The 14,747-nt window shown below is 50.8% G+C and carries 16 protein-coding genes and 1 riboswitch; all 16 genes read left to right on the top strand.

Annotated elements, in window-relative coordinates; genetic code table 11:
* Positions 1 to 424, top strand: a 424-nt coding sequence (locus tag ACH6EH_RS02345) for a transposase (RefSeq protein ID WP_397330928.1), incomplete at its 5' end; no start/stop codon positions are given.
* Positions 425 to 1,134: 710 nt separating this feature from the next.
* A complete protein-coding gene (locus ACH6EH_RS02340) occupies positions 1,135 to 1,644 on the top strand; it encodes a CYTH domain-containing protein (RefSeq protein WP_397330927.1) in 510 nt (169 codons plus the stop codon).
* A 93-nt stretch (positions 1,645 to 1,737) separates the two neighbouring features.
* The gene (pcp, locus tag ACH6EH_RS02335) at positions 1,738 to 2,409 is read left to right on the top strand and encodes a pyroglutamyl-peptidase I (protein ID WP_397330926.1); all 672 of its coding nucleotides are present in this window, start codon (positions 1,738 to 1,740) and stop codon (positions 2,407 to 2,409) included.
* A gap of 335 nt (positions 2,410 to 2,744) precedes the next feature.
* A complete protein-coding gene (locus tag ACH6EH_RS02330; RefSeq protein ID WP_397330925.1) occupies positions 2,745 to 4,175 on the top strand; it encodes a dihydrolipoyl dehydrogenase family protein in 1,431 nt (476 codons plus the stop codon).
* Entirely contained in the window at positions 4,163 to 5,287 is a 1,125-nt protein-coding gene (locus ACH6EH_RS02325; protein WP_397330924.1) for an FAD-dependent oxidoreductase, read from the top strand. Before ACH6EH_RS02330 ends, ACH6EH_RS02325 begins: the two co-directional genes overlap by 13 nt.
* Positions 5,288 to 5,307: 20 nt before the next feature.
* Entirely contained in the window at positions 5,308 to 6,582 is a 1,275-nt protein-coding gene (locus ACH6EH_RS02320) for an ABC transporter substrate-binding protein (protein ID WP_397330923.1), read from the top strand.
* Positions 6,563 to 7,447 carry an ABC transporter permease gene (locus tag ACH6EH_RS02315; protein WP_397330922.1) on the top strand — a complete coding sequence of 295 codons (885 nt, stop codon included), beginning with the start codon at positions 6,563 to 6,565 and terminating at the stop codon, positions 7,445 to 7,447. The genes ACH6EH_RS02320 and ACH6EH_RS02315 overlap by 20 nt, the downstream gene beginning before the upstream one ends.
* On the top strand, positions 7,419 to 8,243 hold the full coding sequence (locus ACH6EH_RS02310; protein ID WP_397330920.1) for an ABC transporter permease: 825 nt from the start codon (positions 7,419 to 7,421) through the stop codon (positions 8,241 to 8,243). The genes ACH6EH_RS02315 and ACH6EH_RS02310 overlap by 29 nt, the downstream gene beginning before the upstream one ends.
* On the top strand, positions 8,240 to 9,286 hold the full coding sequence (locus tag ACH6EH_RS02305) for an ABC transporter ATP-binding protein (protein ID WP_138225911.1): 1,047 nt from the start codon (positions 8,240 to 8,242) through the stop codon (positions 9,284 to 9,286). The genes ACH6EH_RS02310 and ACH6EH_RS02305 overlap by 4 nt, the downstream gene beginning before the upstream one ends.
* 15 nt (positions 9,287 to 9,301) lie before the next feature.
* On the top strand, positions 9,302 to 9,895 hold the full coding sequence (locus tag ACH6EH_RS02300; protein WP_397330919.1) for a CDP-alcohol phosphatidyltransferase family protein: 594 nt from the start codon (positions 9,302 to 9,304) through the stop codon (positions 9,893 to 9,895).
* Between the two features lie 48 nt (positions 9,896 to 9,943).
* The gene (locus ACH6EH_RS02295; RefSeq protein ID WP_138225909.1) at positions 9,944 to 10,708 is read left to right on the top strand and encodes an SDR family NAD(P)-dependent oxidoreductase; all 765 of its coding nucleotides are present in this window, start codon (positions 9,944 to 9,946) and stop codon (positions 10,706 to 10,708) included.
* Positions 10,709 to 10,815: 107 nt separating this feature from the next.
* The gene (locus tag ACH6EH_RS02290; protein ID WP_397330918.1) at positions 10,816 to 11,160 is read left to right on the top strand and encodes a YojF family protein; all 345 of its coding nucleotides are present in this window, start codon (positions 10,816 to 10,818) and stop codon (positions 11,158 to 11,160) included.
* Positions 11,161 to 11,182: 22 nt separating this feature from the next.
* On the top strand, positions 11,183 to 11,842 hold the full coding sequence (bshB2, locus tag ACH6EH_RS02285; protein WP_397330963.1) for a bacillithiol biosynthesis deacetylase BshB2: 660 nt from the start codon (positions 11,183 to 11,185) through the stop codon (positions 11,840 to 11,842).
* A 38-nt stretch (positions 11,843 to 11,880) separates the two neighbouring features.
* Positions 11,881 to 12,603 (top strand): YebC/PmpR family DNA-binding transcriptional regulator, encoded by a 723-nt coding sequence (locus ACH6EH_RS02280; RefSeq protein WP_138225907.1) that lies wholly within the window; start codon positions 11,881 to 11,883, stop codon positions 12,601 to 12,603.
* Positions 12,604 to 12,708: 105 nt separating this feature from the next.
* Positions 12,709 to 12,789: riboswitch (ZMP/ZTP riboswitch) on the top strand.
* A 76-nt stretch (positions 12,790 to 12,865) separates the two neighbouring features.
* On the top strand, positions 12,866 to 14,029 hold the full coding sequence (gene purT / locus ACH6EH_RS02275) for a formate-dependent phosphoribosylglycinamide formyltransferase (RefSeq protein WP_397330917.1): 1,164 nt from the start codon (positions 12,866 to 12,868) through the stop codon (positions 14,027 to 14,029).
* Between the two features lie 184 nt (positions 14,030 to 14,213).
* On the top strand, positions 14,214 to 14,654 hold the full coding sequence (locus tag ACH6EH_RS02270) for a hypothetical protein (RefSeq protein WP_397330916.1): 441 nt from the start codon (positions 14,214 to 14,216) through the stop codon (positions 14,652 to 14,654).
* Positions 14,655 to 14,747: the final 93 nt, after the last annotated feature.

Below are 14,747 nucleotides of genomic sequence, written 5' to 3'. Positions count from 1 at the left end.
TTATGTATCCTATAAAGATCTCAAGAAGGTGACCTCGGATTTAAAACCGATCTACAAGGCGACGACGGAGGAGATGGCTCTGCTGGAGTTGGACCGGTTTGAGGAGATCTGGGGAACCAAGTACCCACTTATTATCCGTTCATGGCGCAATAATTGGGAAGAACTCGCCACGTTCTTTAAGTACCCACCTGAGCTTCGTAAGCTCATTTACACCACCAATATGATTGAGAGCTACCACCGCCAACTCCGTAAAGTAACGAAAGGGAAAAGCATCTTTCCTACGGATGAATCGCTGCTCAAAATGCTCTATCTGGTGACGGTCGATGTCACCCGCAAGTGGACAGGCCGAGTCCAAAACTGGGGTCAGATCCTGCTTCAATTATCCGTCTTTTATCCTGAACGGATTGGCCAGCATCTGCCTTAAAGAGCATCTTCTTCTCTTAACAGGGGAACTCTTGATTTAGAGTTTACACAAACTTATTGACAGACCCAGCTGCCGCTTCACCTACTTCAACAATAATTTTTTTCAAGCGTTTAGTCATAGTTTTTACATCATGCTTTGTATGTATCTTATAATAAAACCATTAATTACCTCTCTAGTATATCAATATTCAAATATTAAGTCAGTAATTTTCAAAATTTAGGAGAGAATACATTTGTCTCTTAGCCCAGATTAAAACGCAGCTTCAATGTTTCGTTCTCTGCCGATGTGGTATATATAAAACAAGCGAGAAACGGTTGAAGATATTGCCCGAGACGGAAGTACACTGAACTGAATGAGACTTGATTGATATGATCGAAAGGATCTGATTCCAATGGAGCAGCTTTGGCTTGGACGAAGATGAAACCGAAAGGATCTGATTCCGATGCAGCATCAGGTGTGTTAACTGACAGTTTCTTTTGAATTCCGAAAGGATTTGATTCCGATGGACCATCTTCAACGGGAGTAAGCATGTACTCCCTGGATGCACAAAGGTAAGAATCTGGAGCAATGAACCATTGCCTGGTGAGACTATAACCGTTTCCCGCTTAAGGATCCCCTGCTTGCACATCAGGCAGGGGGTTCTTTTTTGTGCATATGGATTTATAATGACAGGATAAAGATTACTATAGAACGTATAGGGGGACTTACATATGCACATGGAAATTGAAAAAAAATTTTTGCTTAATCAAGACCCGGAGGAGCTCGTCCGAGATGGAAGCTTACAGCCGCGGCGAAAGCAGCGCATAGAACAAACCTATCTGGCTCTGGATGGAGATCAGGAGCTGCGTGTAAGAAAGCTTGAGGACCTGCAGACCGGTTTGCTGGAATACACACATACGTTTAAAAGAGGATGGGGCATTGCCCGTGAAGAGGTAGAGATTGCAATATCTGAAGGGCTCTATGAACAGGTTATTGAAGCTCACCAGGCAATCCCGTTAATAAAAACACGACTTACGGCGGTATGGAATGGACAAGTGGTGGAAATTGACGAATACACTCAGCTTCAGCTCCGCGTGATTGAGGTGGAGTTCTCTTCTTTGGAAGAGGCTGAGCGCTTTGAGCCTCCGATCTGGTTTGGCCCAGACATCAGCCAGGACAAGCAGTATAGTAATAAAAAGGTGTGGCGTGAGCTTCAAAACAAGAAGTCTCCGACGGAATGACTACAACAGCCTGGATTCCCATTATATCACGAGGTCAGGTTGGTGTTCCCTTTACGGTTTCTGATATGATAGGACGAGAAGGAGAGAGAGTCTATGAAAATACTAGTTTCCGGATTTGAACCGTTCGGCGGCAGCCGGGTTAACCCGACAGAGCAGCTGATTTTTGATCTGCAGTCATTGTCTTTTTCAGGGGTAGAAATTCGTACTGTATTACTTCCCGTGGTATTCGATGAATGTGCCAGACTCCTGATCGAGGAAATCCGGTCCTTTCAGCCGGACGCAGTCCTCGCTTGCGGTGTAGCCGGGGGACGTGCTGACATAACACCAGAGCGGATCGCCATTAATATGAAGGACATCGCGGAGGATGCACCGTATCCTGATAACGCAGGTGTGAGACCCCATGAGCAGCCCATTGAGGAAGACGGCCCGGATGGCTTGTTCACCACGCTGCCCGTTTCCCGGATGGTGAAGGCCATGAGAGAAGCTGGAATACCCGCATCGATTTCTTATTCTGCCGGAACCTATATTTGTAATAATACAATGTATGTGTTGTTGAATGAAATCAAGAAGACAGCGAATGCTATGCTTGGCGGCTTTATTCATTTTCCGGCATCACCGGAGATGGCTGCAGCCAAGCCTGGCATGCCTTCTATGAGTCAGGAAAGCATGCTGAGAGGGCTTAAGCTTATGATTAAGGTCACGATTGAGGAGCTTCGAGCATTGGAACATCATCCCAAGCGTCAGGTTGGATCTTGCTCCATGTGAAGAAGCTCTAACTCACAGCCGCAAGATCATGTCAATACGTGCAGGATGGCAGATCATAATAAACACCCAGGGATCAGGTGGTAAGCCTTCACTTGGTCTCTTTGATGTTGGCTGAAAGGTGATCGTAATGCTCTAGAACTTTCGTAACATGCTTGAAGTCTTTATATAGCTGCTGCAGAAGCGGGACGTTTGTTTGGGTTAACAGGATTGAGGTTAATCAAGTTAGTAGGCATTTTGTCTAAATACATCGAAATTTTACATATAGCATTGTACGCTGTAGGGGCTCACTGCTTCGGATGTACATGCTTAGCGCATCAAGAGGAGGAAGGGGCCAGATGAAAAAATATGATCTGATCGTGATCGGTGCCGGCTCCGGCGGACTGACCGCTGCCGTTGGCGCGATCCGGTTCGGAATTAAGGTTGCATTGATTGATAAGGACGCCCAGCCCGGTGGAGACTGCCTGCATACGGGCTGTGTTCCATCCAAGGCACTCATTGCTGCGGCCAATGACTTACATGGCGCGCGCAAGACCGCGGAGGGATATGGGCTCAGCCTTATCGGCGAAGCCGATTATCTGGAAGCCTACCGTCGAGTTCACGCGGCAAAGGCGGTCATTGCGCATCATGATGCGGCAGAGCATTTTGAAAGTATGGGAATTGATGTGTACCAGGGACATGCCAAGTTTCTGGATAATCATGCTATTCAAATCGATGGTCAGGAGACGCTGCAGGGCAAAAGAATTATCATTGCTGCCGGCTCCAGAGCCAAAGTGCCTGATATCGAGGGGCTCAAGGATGTTGATTACCTGACGAACGAAAGTGTGTTTGACATGATGTCGCTTCCGAAGAGATTGGTGGTCATCGGCGCCGGACCGGTGGGACTGGAGCTGTCTCAGGCGTTGGCTCGCCTGGGCTCTCAGGTTACGCTGCTGGTCAAGGGAGATTCTTTGTTCCCGAAAGAAGACCATGATATTGCGGCCCGGGCCCAGTCACTAATGGAACAGGAAATGAGCATCGTCTATCATACCGAGGTGCAGAAGGTAGCGGCAGACGAAGCCGGTGTCAAAACCATTTACGGCCGCATAAACGGACATGAGCATACCTGGCAGGCAGATGGGCTGTTGATTGCCACCGGGCGGATGCCGAATACAGATCAGCTGGATCTGCACCGAACCTCGGTGGAGCTGGACGGAGATCATATCGCTGTGCAAAAAAATCTACGAACGACGGCGCGCTCTATCTTCGCGATTGGTGATGTCATAAAGCCGTTTCCGTTTACCCATGCCGCTGGCATGGAGGGCAAGGTTGCCGTGTCTAACGCGGTATTCGGTCTAAGACGCAAGGTGAGCTATGATGCGGTGCCTTGGGTGACGTATACGGATCCGGAAATTTTTCATCTGGGCATGACGGAGAAGGAGGCCCGGGAACAGGCGGGAGATGATATACAGATATACATCACAGACCTCAAGGAGGTAGACCGTTTCATTACCGACCGCAGCACGGAAGGACTCGTCAAAATCATTGCAGATCAAAAGGGAAAAATTATGGGAGCACATGCTGTTGGCAAAGGGGCCGGTAACTGGATGCAGGAGGCGGTGTTTGCGAAGCAGCATGGCTGTAAAGTGAGCCATATTGCCGAAACGATTCATCCTTACCCGGCCCATGGCGAGGCTCTGAAAAAGGCTTCAGGGCAGTATTGGGAAAAGAAGCTGTTTGACGGTCCGGTCTACAAGCTGCTGAAGGCTTACGTTAAATGGTTCCGATGAATGCTGCAGGAGACCAGCGTCGTCTGATCCTGGCGGGTGGGGGACATGCACATCTTCATGTTTTGAAGGAGCTCAGCCGACAGCCGATTCCACATGTAGAGGTTGTCCTGATTTCGCCATCGCCATTTCAATATTATTCCGGACTGATCTCTGGATATATCGAAGGCACCAATATCCTGGACGAAATTCGAGTGGACCTAAGAAGGCTGGCTGAAACGGCCGGCGTGCGCCTGGTGCAGGACCGTGTCATTTCCGTAGATGCCAAGTCCAGAGTAATCCACCTGGCGACGCAGGAGCCGCTTTCATATGATGCTCTCTCCTTTGATATCGGTTCGCAGAGTGCCGGCACAGATGCGTCCGGCGTCCTGTCATACGGGCTTCCCGTCAAGCCTTTGGAGCCGTTTATGAAATGGGCGGTCCAGGAGCATGGGGATGAAGCCGCGGTCGTGGTCGGGGGCGGTGCTGCTGGACTGGAACTCAGCCTGGCGCTGCAGGCTCGTAACCGGACAAAAGGCGGCTCTGTTTCGTTAATCAGTGCAGGCTCTTTACTTGGGATGAAGACAGGCTCGCGCATGCACCGGCGTCTTACACAGATTGTTGCCAAACAAAATGTACGGCTGTATGAAAACGATGCGGCGCTCAAGGTGGATCAAGGCATCGTGACATTAACATCCGGCCGCAAGGTTCCATTTCAACATCTGATTTGGGCAGCAGGTCCCAAAGCACCGGACGTGTTTATGTCTTCAGGGCTGCAGGTCCGCGACGGCGGCTATCTGCTGGTGACGCCAAAGCTGCAGTCCGTGGATTACCCGGAGATTTTTGCTGCGGGTGATTGCGCCGCCTTGGACGGACATCGCCCTCTTCCCAAAGCCGGGGTGTATGCCGTCAGGGAGGCTCCGTATTTGTGGAGCAATCTACGCGCATTTTTCAGCGGCACGGAGCTTCAGGCATATTCACCGCAGCGTGATTATCTGTCGCTGATGTCGACGGGGAACCGCCAGGCGATTTTGCTATATAAGAAGGTGTTGCTCTACGGGCGATGGTGCTGGAAGCTAAAACGCTGGATTGACGAACGCTTTGTACGGCAGTATCAGCGGCTATATAAGAGATAGATAGAAAGGGGTGGCTGCATATGAAAAAGCCTATGGCTGCACTAATTCTATGGCTGTCAGCGGCGATGGTCCTATCCTCCTGCAGCTCCGACAGTCTGGAAGTCGTGAGGAGTGCGGAGGATGCAAGCCTTCTTAGTGGCTCCAGCTGGGAACAGGTGGTTGATGAGGCTAAAGGTCAGCAGGTCAACTGGTATTTATGGGGCGGCAGTGATGTGATCAATTCGTATGTTGATCAGACGGTTGGCCGCGTGCTGAAGGACGAATACGGAGTTACGCTGAAGCGGATTCCGGTCAATGATACGGCTGAAGCTGTTAATAAGGTTCTGAATGAGAAGCAGGCAGGAAGGCATGAGGAAGGCAGCGTCGATTTAATCTGGATTAACGGAGAAAATTTCAATACCCTGAAGCAGGCAGAAGCGCTGTTCGGTCCTTTTGCTGAGATTCTTCCTAACGCACAATACGTCGATTACAGTAATCCTGCCATTCAAAAGGATTTTGGAAACGATACAGAGGGCATGGAATCGGTATGGGGAAGCGCCCAGTTTCAGTTCGTGTATAACGCAAGCACCGTAGATCCGGATGAACTGCCGCGAAGCTATGAAGAGCTGAAGGTGTGGATTCAGAACAATCCGGGTCGGTTTACATACAATGCTCCCCCTGATTTTATCGGTACACGATTTGTGAAGCAGCTGTTCTACGAGCTAAGCGGAGGCTATGAGCAGTGGGAAAAGCCGCTGGATCAAGCAGAATTCAAAAAAGCGGTTGAGCCGGTCTGGAGCTACTTGAATGAGATCAAGCCGCATTTATGGCGGGGTGGTGAAACATATCCGAAGTCCATCGCGGAGCTGCAGACGCTGTTTAACAACAATGAGGTCGATTTTACGTTTGTGCAGGATCTAGGAGGCATTCAGGCCGAGATAAACAAAGGCAGAATGCCGGAGACGGCAAGGCCTTATGTATTCCGCACCGGGACGATTGGAGATTATCATTATGTTGCCATTCCTTATAACGCCAAGCATAAAGCAGCGGCGATGGTGACGGCCAATCTGCTGCTGGAGCCGGAAATGCAGTTTAAGAAGATGGGGACGCAGGAGGGCTGGGGAGACGGTCTGGGAATCCATCCTGCCAAGCTGGAAGGGGAGGCTGCAAGCCAGTACAAGCAGATTCAAAGCGACGCCGGTGAAACCGCGGTGCCTGCAGAGGTTCTGCTGAAGCATAAGCTGCCGGATCTGTCGCCGGCGTACAATCAGGCGTTGGAGGAAGGCTGGAGGAAGTATGTTTTATTCCAAAAGTAAAAAAGCTCGCCTCTGGCTCCTCGCGGGGATGCTCCTGCCCTCCGTATTGGTCATTCTGGTGCCTGTTGGTGCAGGACTGTGGATTACGGGCGAACAGAGCCTGGGCTATGTTCCGCTGATCGGCCAAACGGAGCTGTCTCTGGATGTATACCGGGAGCTGTTCGTGTCGCGAATCTTCTATAGCTCTCTCAGCTTCTCTCTCATGGTATCTCTGTTCTCTACGCTCATCTCCGCCGTCTTGGCGGTACTTATGGCACTTTGGCTGAGAAGATATGTGAACAAGAGCAAGTGGCTGCAATTCTTGATTCAGTTTAATCTGCCGCTGCCTCATGTGGTGGGAGCGATGGCGATCTGGATGCTGTTAGGTCAGAGCGGGTATTTGTCGAGACTGGCATATTGGGCAGGCATAATTCAAGAGCCGGCTGCATTTCCGGTGCTGGTACAGGATCAAGTGGGCGCCGGCATTATACTGGAGTACATATGGAAGGAAGTTCCTTTCATTGCGGTATCCATTATCAGTATATTAAAAGCCTGGGTATTGCCGTACGAGCGTCAGCTGCGGCTTCTTGGCGCATCCTCCTGGCAGCGCTTCAGGCTGGTGACATTTCCGTTCATGCTGCCGCCGTTATTGTCTTCATCAATCATTGTATTTGCTTATACCTTTGGTTCCTTTGAGGTGCCGTACATATTAGGGTCGGTCAGTCAGCCGGCTCTGCCGATTCTTGCCTATGAGGCCTATACCAATCCGGATTTGACCTATCGCCCGGAAGCGATGGCGATCAACATGGTCATTACGATGATTAGTGTGGTGTTAGTGTTTTTATACTTGAAATGGGGTGAACATCATACGGTACAGCAGTCTTAAGCAAAGGAGCGGCTATGCCGGGGTCTTTCTCCTGCTGCTGGCCGTGTTTATTCTTCCGTTCGTGCCGCTGCTGATCTGGTCCTTCTCGCTGCAATGGCGGTTTCCGGAGCTGCTGCCAGTCTTTAGTCTCCGTGCATGGTCCTATGTGTTCTCGTCTCATTCCCAGGTATGGACCTCCATTCTGAACAGTTTGGGGCTTGCAGCAGCGACAAGTGTGATCTCGCAGCTGGTTGCGTATCCGGCAGCAAGAGCTCTCGGCTTGTATATTCAATGGGGGAATCGCTGGATTCGCCTCGCACTGATTGCCCCCATTCTGATTCCCGGCATTGCCATTGCGGTCGGAGTACATGTGTTTTTTCTTCAGATCGGGCTGTCTGACCGCTGGCTGGGTGTGCTGCTTGCTCATCTTATTCCGGCAGCGCCATACTCGATCTATTTGCTATACGGCTTCTATGCCGGCTATGATTCCGGATATGAGAAGCAGCTGCGCCTGCTGGGTGCCACGCGCTGGCAGTCGTTTGTTCAGGCTGAGCTGCCCCTGTTGAAGCCGGTGCTCACGCTGAGTATTCTGTTCAGCTTTCTGAACTCCTGGAGTCAGTATTTATTTACGCTGTTCATCGGCGGGGGAAGCTTGATTACACTGCCGATGCTGCTCCTCAGCACACTTTCTAGCGGCGATTACAGTTTGATGGGAGCTTTAAGCATGGTATTTGTTATTCCTGCGTTGTTGGTTGTGATCTACAGTGCAAGAGAAACACAGGTGGATCAATTTGCTGAAAAGGGGGAAGCGGCATGACCGCCATTACAAAAGAGCCGTTCCTGCAGGTGTCCGGTATCGGCTGCAGCTACAGCTCATCGTTTACTCTGGCCGAACAATCCTTTACGCTGGAGAAAGGACAGCTGCTCGTGATCCTGGGACCTTCGGGAAGCGGAAAATCAACGCTGCTGCAGCTGCTGGCCGGTCTTCTTCATCCAGAGCGGGGCAGCATCATCATGGGCGGCCGGCGTATTCATCAGCTTCCACCGGAGAAGCGGGGGTTGTCCATGATCTTTCAGAAGCCTTACCTGCTGCCGTTCTTAAGCGTCGGACATAATGTTGAAATCGGATTAAAGCTGAAGGGCGTAAAGCCGAAGGAAAGAAAAGCCAAAGCGGAGCAGCTCTTGGCGGAGGTGGGACTTGCGGGCTTTTACTCGCGGTCCTTGTCTTCATTATCCGGTGGCCAAGAGCAGCGCGCAGCGCTGGCCCGGTCATTGATCATTGAGCCGGAGCTGCTGCTGCTCGATGAGCCATTCAGCCAGCTGGACCCGCTGCTTCGCAGGCAGATGGGCAGCTGGCTTGCAGATCTCAAGCGTACGCGTGAGGTTCCAATGATCATGGTGACGCATGACCGGGAAGAGGCCATGACGCTGGGCGACCGGTTTCTCCTGGTGAATCAGGGGAAGCGAGAGCAGTACGGGACCTTGGAGGATCTTTACTATCGTCCGGCAAGCCCGTGGGCAGCGGCATTTATGGGGATGGACAACAGGCTGAGAGGGATCAAGCTGGGAAGCCGGGTGCGTACCCTGTTTGGAGAGCTGCCGCTTCATCCCTCACTGGCTTCATTACGTGATGGACCGGTTCAGGCTGCATTAAGATCCGAATGGCTGATTCTGGATTCTTCATCTCCGGTGCAGGGAGAGGTGCGGCGTGTTTCTTTTCGAGGAGACCATACGCTGCTGGAGCTGGAGGCTCAAGACGAGCACCTGGTGATGAAGCTGCCCGGACTGGTGCAGCATGTTCCCGGTCAGCGATTAGGCATTCAATACAATCGGGATGAGCTGTGGTGCTTTCCCATGTAAGAAGGAGGGGAGAAAATGCTGGACTCTTATGCTAGAAATACCGTTCAGCCGATCATTCATTGGGGCGCCATCGTCCTTCACAAAGCCGGCCTGTCGGCGAATGCGGTCAGCTGGATCGCAATGACGCTCGGAGTCGGCAGTGCCGCCGTGTTCCTGGCTGGCTATCCGGCTGCCGCTGTTGTGATGTTATGGCTTTCCGGCTATCTGGATGCTGTGGATGGAACCATTGCACGCATGACCAAGCCCTCCAAATGGGGCAATGTGCTGGATATTGTGTTTGATCGTATCGTTGAAGGGGCGATGATGTCCGCCCTGGTTCTAGCGTATCCCGGTGCAAATGCACCGTTAATTTTGAGCCTGGCTGGAATTCTGGTCGTGGTGACAACCTTTTTGGTGACAGGAAATGTGATTGAGAATTCAGGCATAAAAGGGTTTCATTATAACCCCGGGATCTTGGAGCGGACGGAATCCTTTGCTTTTTTTACCGTGATGATGCTGTTTTCTTCGGTGGCGTTTGCCGCGGCCTGGATCTTTTTTAGCCTGTTAGTGCTTACTGCGATCAAGCATCTGTGGGATGTGTACACCTGGTTGAAGCGCCATGGGGCTTAAAAAGCTAGCACGGCGGCATTCTATTTCACATGTAAGGGAGAGGGAAATATGCGTATTGATTTGACAGGAAAAATGGCTCTGGTCACTGGGGGTACGGGCCAGCTCGGTCGGGTAATGATTTCTACACTCGCGGAGTGCGGAGCTGATATCGTCATTCATTACCGGAGTAATGCGGAGAAAGCGAATCAGCTGCTTCAGGAGGTTCTGCAGACCGGAAGAAAAGCAATGATCGTTCAAGGAGATATTACGAGTCAGGAATCCGTGATGCAGATGAAGGAGCAGATTCAAGCCAGTCTGGGCAGGCTTCCAGATATTACGGTTGCCAATGCTGTCGAGCAGTACGCCTGGACCTCGGTTCTAGAGCAGGATCCCCGTGATTATCAGAGTCAGTTCGACAGCTGTGTGATGCAGAGCGTTTATCTTGCCAAAGCCTTTATTCCTTCCATGGCCGAGAGAGGTTACGGAAGGTTTATCGGGATCAATACGGAATGCTCCATGCAGAATTTCCCGAACCAATCAGCGTACACCGCTGGAAAAAGAGGGATGGACGGCGTCTATCGCGTACTGGCGAAGGAGGTCGGGGAGCAGGGGATTACGGTCAATCAGGTCGCCCCGGGATGGACGGTCAGTGACCGGGATCGGGATCAAGGCACAGAGCATAACGCCTCTTATGAGCAGCAGGTTCCCCTGCGGCGCCGGGGTACGGATCAGGAAATTGCCAATATGGTGGCTTTTCTTGCATCAGATCTGGCTTCTTTTACGACAGGCGCGTACATTCCCGTCTGCGGCGGTAACGTCATGCCGGCCATTTAGTCATTCCAAGGAGGCGTCCTGAACCTTTTTTCATCTCGGCTTAAATGTGATAGAATAGTCATATTCGCACTTGAACATGAACTAACTTACTTGAGCCGGAGGGTACCATGGAGCTTATTAATTTATCAGAAGTACAGCAGATGCTGAACAAGCTGCAGGATCAGGAACTTTACGTCCATCTGGAGCTGACTACAGGTGCATATGCTGCGCATGTGGACAGCTCCCGACATCCTGCGGCTAATTTTATAACCAATGCCAAGGTGTGCTATTCCAGTGGAAAAATTTCTGGAGCAGGACCCTACCGGGTTGGCTTGAAGACCGAAGAGGGCTGGGTTTACGCGGAAGGACTCACGCACTTTGAGGAGAGCGATAAAGAACGCCTGATTTTGGCAGGCCATGATACGCAGGGCAAACTGGTAGTTGCATTGCAGCTCAGCCAGGAGCCTTTTTAAGGAACAGGAGATGAACGACATGATGACAAAAAGGGTCCTGGTTGTATTTCCGCACCCGGACGATGAAGCCTTCGGCACTTCCGGGACATTGGCGAAGCTAATTCACGAGGGCTGGCAGGTCACCTATGCCTGTCTTACGCTTGGCGAAATGGGCCGGAACATGGGGGTGCCTCCCTTTGCCAATCGGATTACGCTTCCGGCCATTCGTAAGCTGGAGCTGGAGGATTCCTGTAAGGCGATCGGAATACAGGATGTAAGAATGCTGGGCTTCCATGATAAGATGGTGGAATTTGAAGAGCCGGAAGTGATCGACGGTGAAATGAAGAAGCTTTTGGATGAGGTAAAGCCATCGCTGGTGATTACCTTCTATCCCGGATACAGCGTTCATCCGGATCATGATGCTACAGGGGCTTCTGTTATCCGGACGATTCAGAGACTGCCGAAGGATGAGCGCCCCGAGGTGCATTGCCTTGCATTCTCCAACGGCTGTCGGGATTACATTGGAGAGCCTGATGTATATCAGGATGTTGAGGAATATATAGATCAGAAGATCCAATCGATTACAGCACATCGTTCGCAGTTTCAAGCCCCGGAGCTCGTGGGCGACAAGAAGCTGTCCCGAGAAGATATGGTTCTGCGATTTGGTGTGGAAAGCTTTTGGACCTACCCTTTTGAAGGGTAATCTAACAGATTTAAATTCATAGAGAAAGCGGGAGCGGTATGGGTCGCAAATGGAATAATATTAAGGAAAAGAAAGCCTCTAAGGATGCAAATACGAGCCGGATTTATGCGAAATTCGGCGTAGAAATTTATGTGGCTGCAAAGAAGGGTGAGCCGGACCCAGAGTCGAACCGAGCGCTGAAGGTCGTTCTGGAGCGGGCCAAAACCTATAACGTGCCTAAAGCCATTATTGATCGGGCATTGGATAAAGCAAAGGGCAGCGGCGAAGAAACGTACACAGAGCTTCGTTATGAGGGCTTCGGTCCCAACGGCGCTATGGTCATTGTCGATACGCTGACGAATAACGTGAACCGGACGGCATCAGATGTCCGCTCTGCATTTAACAAGAATGGCGGCAATATGGGCGTCAGCGGATCGGTAGCTTATATGTTCGACTCCACGGCCGTGTTTGGTATGACCGGTAAATCGCTGGACGAGGTGTTCGAGCTTATGATGGAGGCCGACATCGAAGTGCGTGACATCGTGGAAGAGGATGATGTCGTCATTATTTACGCAGAGCCGGATCAGTATCACGAGGTCCAGGAGGCGCTGAAGCAAGCCGGCGTTACTGAATTTACGGTTGCTGAATTGAGCATGCTGCCTCAAACCTATGTCAGCCTGCCCGAGGATTCCATTCCACAATTCGAGAAGCTGATCGATGCGCTTGAGGATCTGGAGGATGTGCAGCAGGTATACCACAACGTGGAGTATGACGAGGAGTAAGCATGAACTCACTTTTTGAGTAGAACAATTATACAAAGAATAGGAGTCAGTTGTCTTAATAGTTGCGGGATGACTCTAAAATACGTATGATAGAACTATAATTCAGCACGGAGATGTAACTGGCGTAGCATGGGAAACCATGGGGGAGCATCATCGTGGATATCGCCGTACGCCTGGGCAGAGGTAAGGAGTGTCTTTCTCCTTGCCTCTTTTTTGTAATTTCGGTTCTGCCGGATCATTTCGACAAAGCGAGGAGATTACCATGTTAAAGACCCGCAAAATGATGCTGCTTGGCTCTGGGGAGCTGGGCAAAGAGGTTATTCTGGAGGCACAGCGTTTAGGTGTTGAGACGGTGGCGGTAGACCGGTATGGCCATGCACCTGCCATGCAGGTGGCTCATCGGCACTATGTGATTGATATGATGGATGCGTCCCGGCTGCGTCAGATCATTGAGGAAGAGAAGCCGGATTTGATCGTTCCGGAGATTGAGGCCCTGGCCACCCACGAGCTGGAAAAGTTGGAGGCGGAAGGACACCGCGTGATTCCGACGGCGCGTGCAGCAAGGCTGACCATGGACCGTGAAGGCATTCGGCGTCTGGCTGCCGAGAAGCTGGGTCTGCCTACGGCAGGGTATCAGTTTGCCGACACATACGAAGAATTTGATGCTGCGGTCAAGTCAACCGGCTATCCTTGCGTGATCAAGCCGCTCATGAGCTCTTCAGGTAAAGGACAAAGTGTATGCCGCCGTGAAGAAGACATTCAGTCCTGCTGGAATATGGCGATGGAAGGCGGCCGTGTGCAGAACGGAAGAGTCATTATTGAGGAATTTATCCCGTTTGAATCTGAGATTACACTGTTAACCGTTCGCTCGGTCAGTGGAACCGTCTTCTGTCCACCAATCGGACATATTCAGGAAAGCGGCGATTATATTGAATCCTGGCAGCCTCATGCCATGAGTGAAGACCAGCTTGCCGAGGCCAAAAGAATTGCTCAGGCTATCACTGATGAGCTTGGCGGTTACGGCTTATTTGGGGTCGAGCTGTTTCTAGCCAAGGACCGGGTTTACTTCAGTGAAGTTTCCCCAAGGCCTCATGATACTGGACTTGTGACCCTGGTTACCCAGAATCTATCGGAGTTTGCACTTCATGTCCGGGCGATTCTGGGCTACCCGATCCCTGAGATTGAGCTGATTACGCCTGGCGCCAGTCGGCCGCTGAAGGCTGCGGTCGAGCTGGAGCACTATGAAGTGACTGGCGTCGAGAAGGCCCTTGCTGTGCCTCGTACCCAGGTTCGGATCTTCGGCAAGCCGGTGACCAAGATCGGTCGCCGGATGGCTGTCGCATTGTCTGCGGCGGACAGCGTAGAGCAGGCCAGAACTCACGCCAAGCAAGCCTTGGATGCTATGCAAATTGTACCTTCTGAATGATAAAGCCAAACAAGCGTGCGATCTCATCATGAGGCAGCACGCTTGTTTTGTTGATAAACCCCTTCATGTATTTCATACCTTCATCAAGTGATTTAATTCACAATACTGAGAATCTATGGTATATTGTTTCCATTCCTATAAATTGCGGCTTGCACAAGGATGAAGTACAAAAGGGAGTGGGGTTATGAGGTACACATTGAATGCTTTTGGTAAAGTGCTTGCGGCTTTTTTGACACCGGCCATGGTCTCGTTCTTCTTTACGCTTCAAAGATCCTTTGAGATCCAGCCAAGTCATGAGGTCAGCTCATCCACCGGTTATATATTTGCAGCCGGTTACGTCTTCTTTCTTCCGTTCACTCTATTATTCCTTCTGCCATTATCGCTTCTAGCAGATATGACCATTGCGAGAATTCTTCATACCTTACGTCAAAAACAAAGGCATTTCATCACAATTATTGTATCCCTATTTGTGTACGGCGCGTTAGGTATGCTTGGTGGATGGTTGGGAGGATTAATGATTCAGCATTGGTTTCAAATGTCGATGACGATCCTGCTTGCGAGTCTTTTCTGGGTGCTTCAGACTGTCATAAGTATGGCTCTAATCTTCTTTGTTCGCAGAAAATAAAGATCTGTGGCGAGGTTTTAACCATTTAGACAAGAACTTTTTACCAAAGTGTGCGTTTAATACTAGGGAGCTGGAAAAATAAAACGAGAAACT

This window comes from Paenibacillus sp. JSM ZJ436 (assembly GCF_044383795.1).
Lineage (GTDB): Bacteria > Bacillota > Bacilli > Paenibacillales > Paenibacillaceae > Paenibacillus_AQ > Paenibacillus_AQ algicola.
The sequence above is the reverse complement of the archived record's forward strand: the minus strand, read 5'-3'. Positions and strand labels throughout refer to the sequence as shown.

What these genes read in the sequence shown, in the direction of transcription:
- ACH6EH_RS02330 (WP_397330925.1), top strand. Translation starts at nt 2,745, where the DNA reads ATGAAAAAATATGATCTGATCGTGATCGGTGCCGGCTCCGGCGGACTG.
- bshB2 (WP_397330963.1), top strand. Translation starts at nt 11,183, where the DNA reads ATGACAAAAAGGGTCCTGGTTGTATTTCCGCACCCGGACGATGAAGCC.
- ACH6EH_RS02305 (WP_138225911.1), top strand. Translation starts at nt 8,240, where the DNA reads ATGACCGCCATTACAAAAGAGCCGTTCCTGCAGGTGTCCGGTATCGGC.
- ACH6EH_RS02300 (WP_397330919.1), top strand. Translation starts at nt 9,302, where the DNA reads ATGCTGGACTCTTATGCTAGAAATACCGTTCAGCCGATCATTCATTGG.
- ACH6EH_RS02325 (WP_397330924.1), top strand. Translation starts at nt 4,163, where the DNA reads ATGGTTCCGATGAATGCTGCAGGAGACCAGCGTCGTCTGATCCTGGCG.
- ACH6EH_RS02270 (WP_397330916.1), top strand. Translation starts at nt 14,214, where the DNA reads ATGAGGTACACATTGAATGCTTTTGGTAAAGTGCTTGCGGCTTTTTTG.
- pcp (WP_397330926.1), top strand. Translation starts at nt 1,738, where the DNA reads ATGAAAATACTAGTTTCCGGATTTGAACCGTTCGGCGGCAGCCGGGTT.
- ACH6EH_RS02320 (WP_397330923.1), top strand. Translation starts at nt 5,308, where the DNA reads ATGAAAAAGCCTATGGCTGCACTAATTCTATGGCTGTCAGCGGCGATG.
- ACH6EH_RS02290 (WP_397330918.1), top strand. Translation starts at nt 10,816, where the DNA reads ATGGAGCTTATTAATTTATCAGAAGTACAGCAGATGCTGAACAAGCTG.
- ACH6EH_RS02340 (WP_397330927.1), top strand. Translation starts at nt 1,135, where the DNA reads ATGCACATGGAAATTGAAAAAAAATTTTTGCTTAATCAAGACCCGGAG.
- ACH6EH_RS02315 (WP_397330922.1), top strand. Translation starts at nt 6,563, where the DNA reads ATGTTTTATTCCAAAAGTAAAAAAGCTCGCCTCTGGCTCCTCGCGGGG.
- ACH6EH_RS02295 (WP_138225909.1), top strand. Translation starts at nt 9,944, where the DNA reads ATGCGTATTGATTTGACAGGAAAAATGGCTCTGGTCACTGGGGGTACG.
- purT (WP_397330917.1), top strand. Translation starts at nt 12,866, where the DNA reads ATGTTAAAGACCCGCAAAATGATGCTGCTTGGCTCTGGGGAGCTGGGC.
- ACH6EH_RS02280 (WP_138225907.1), top strand. Translation starts at nt 11,881, where the DNA reads ATGGGTCGCAAATGGAATAATATTAAGGAAAAGAAAGCCTCTAAGGAT.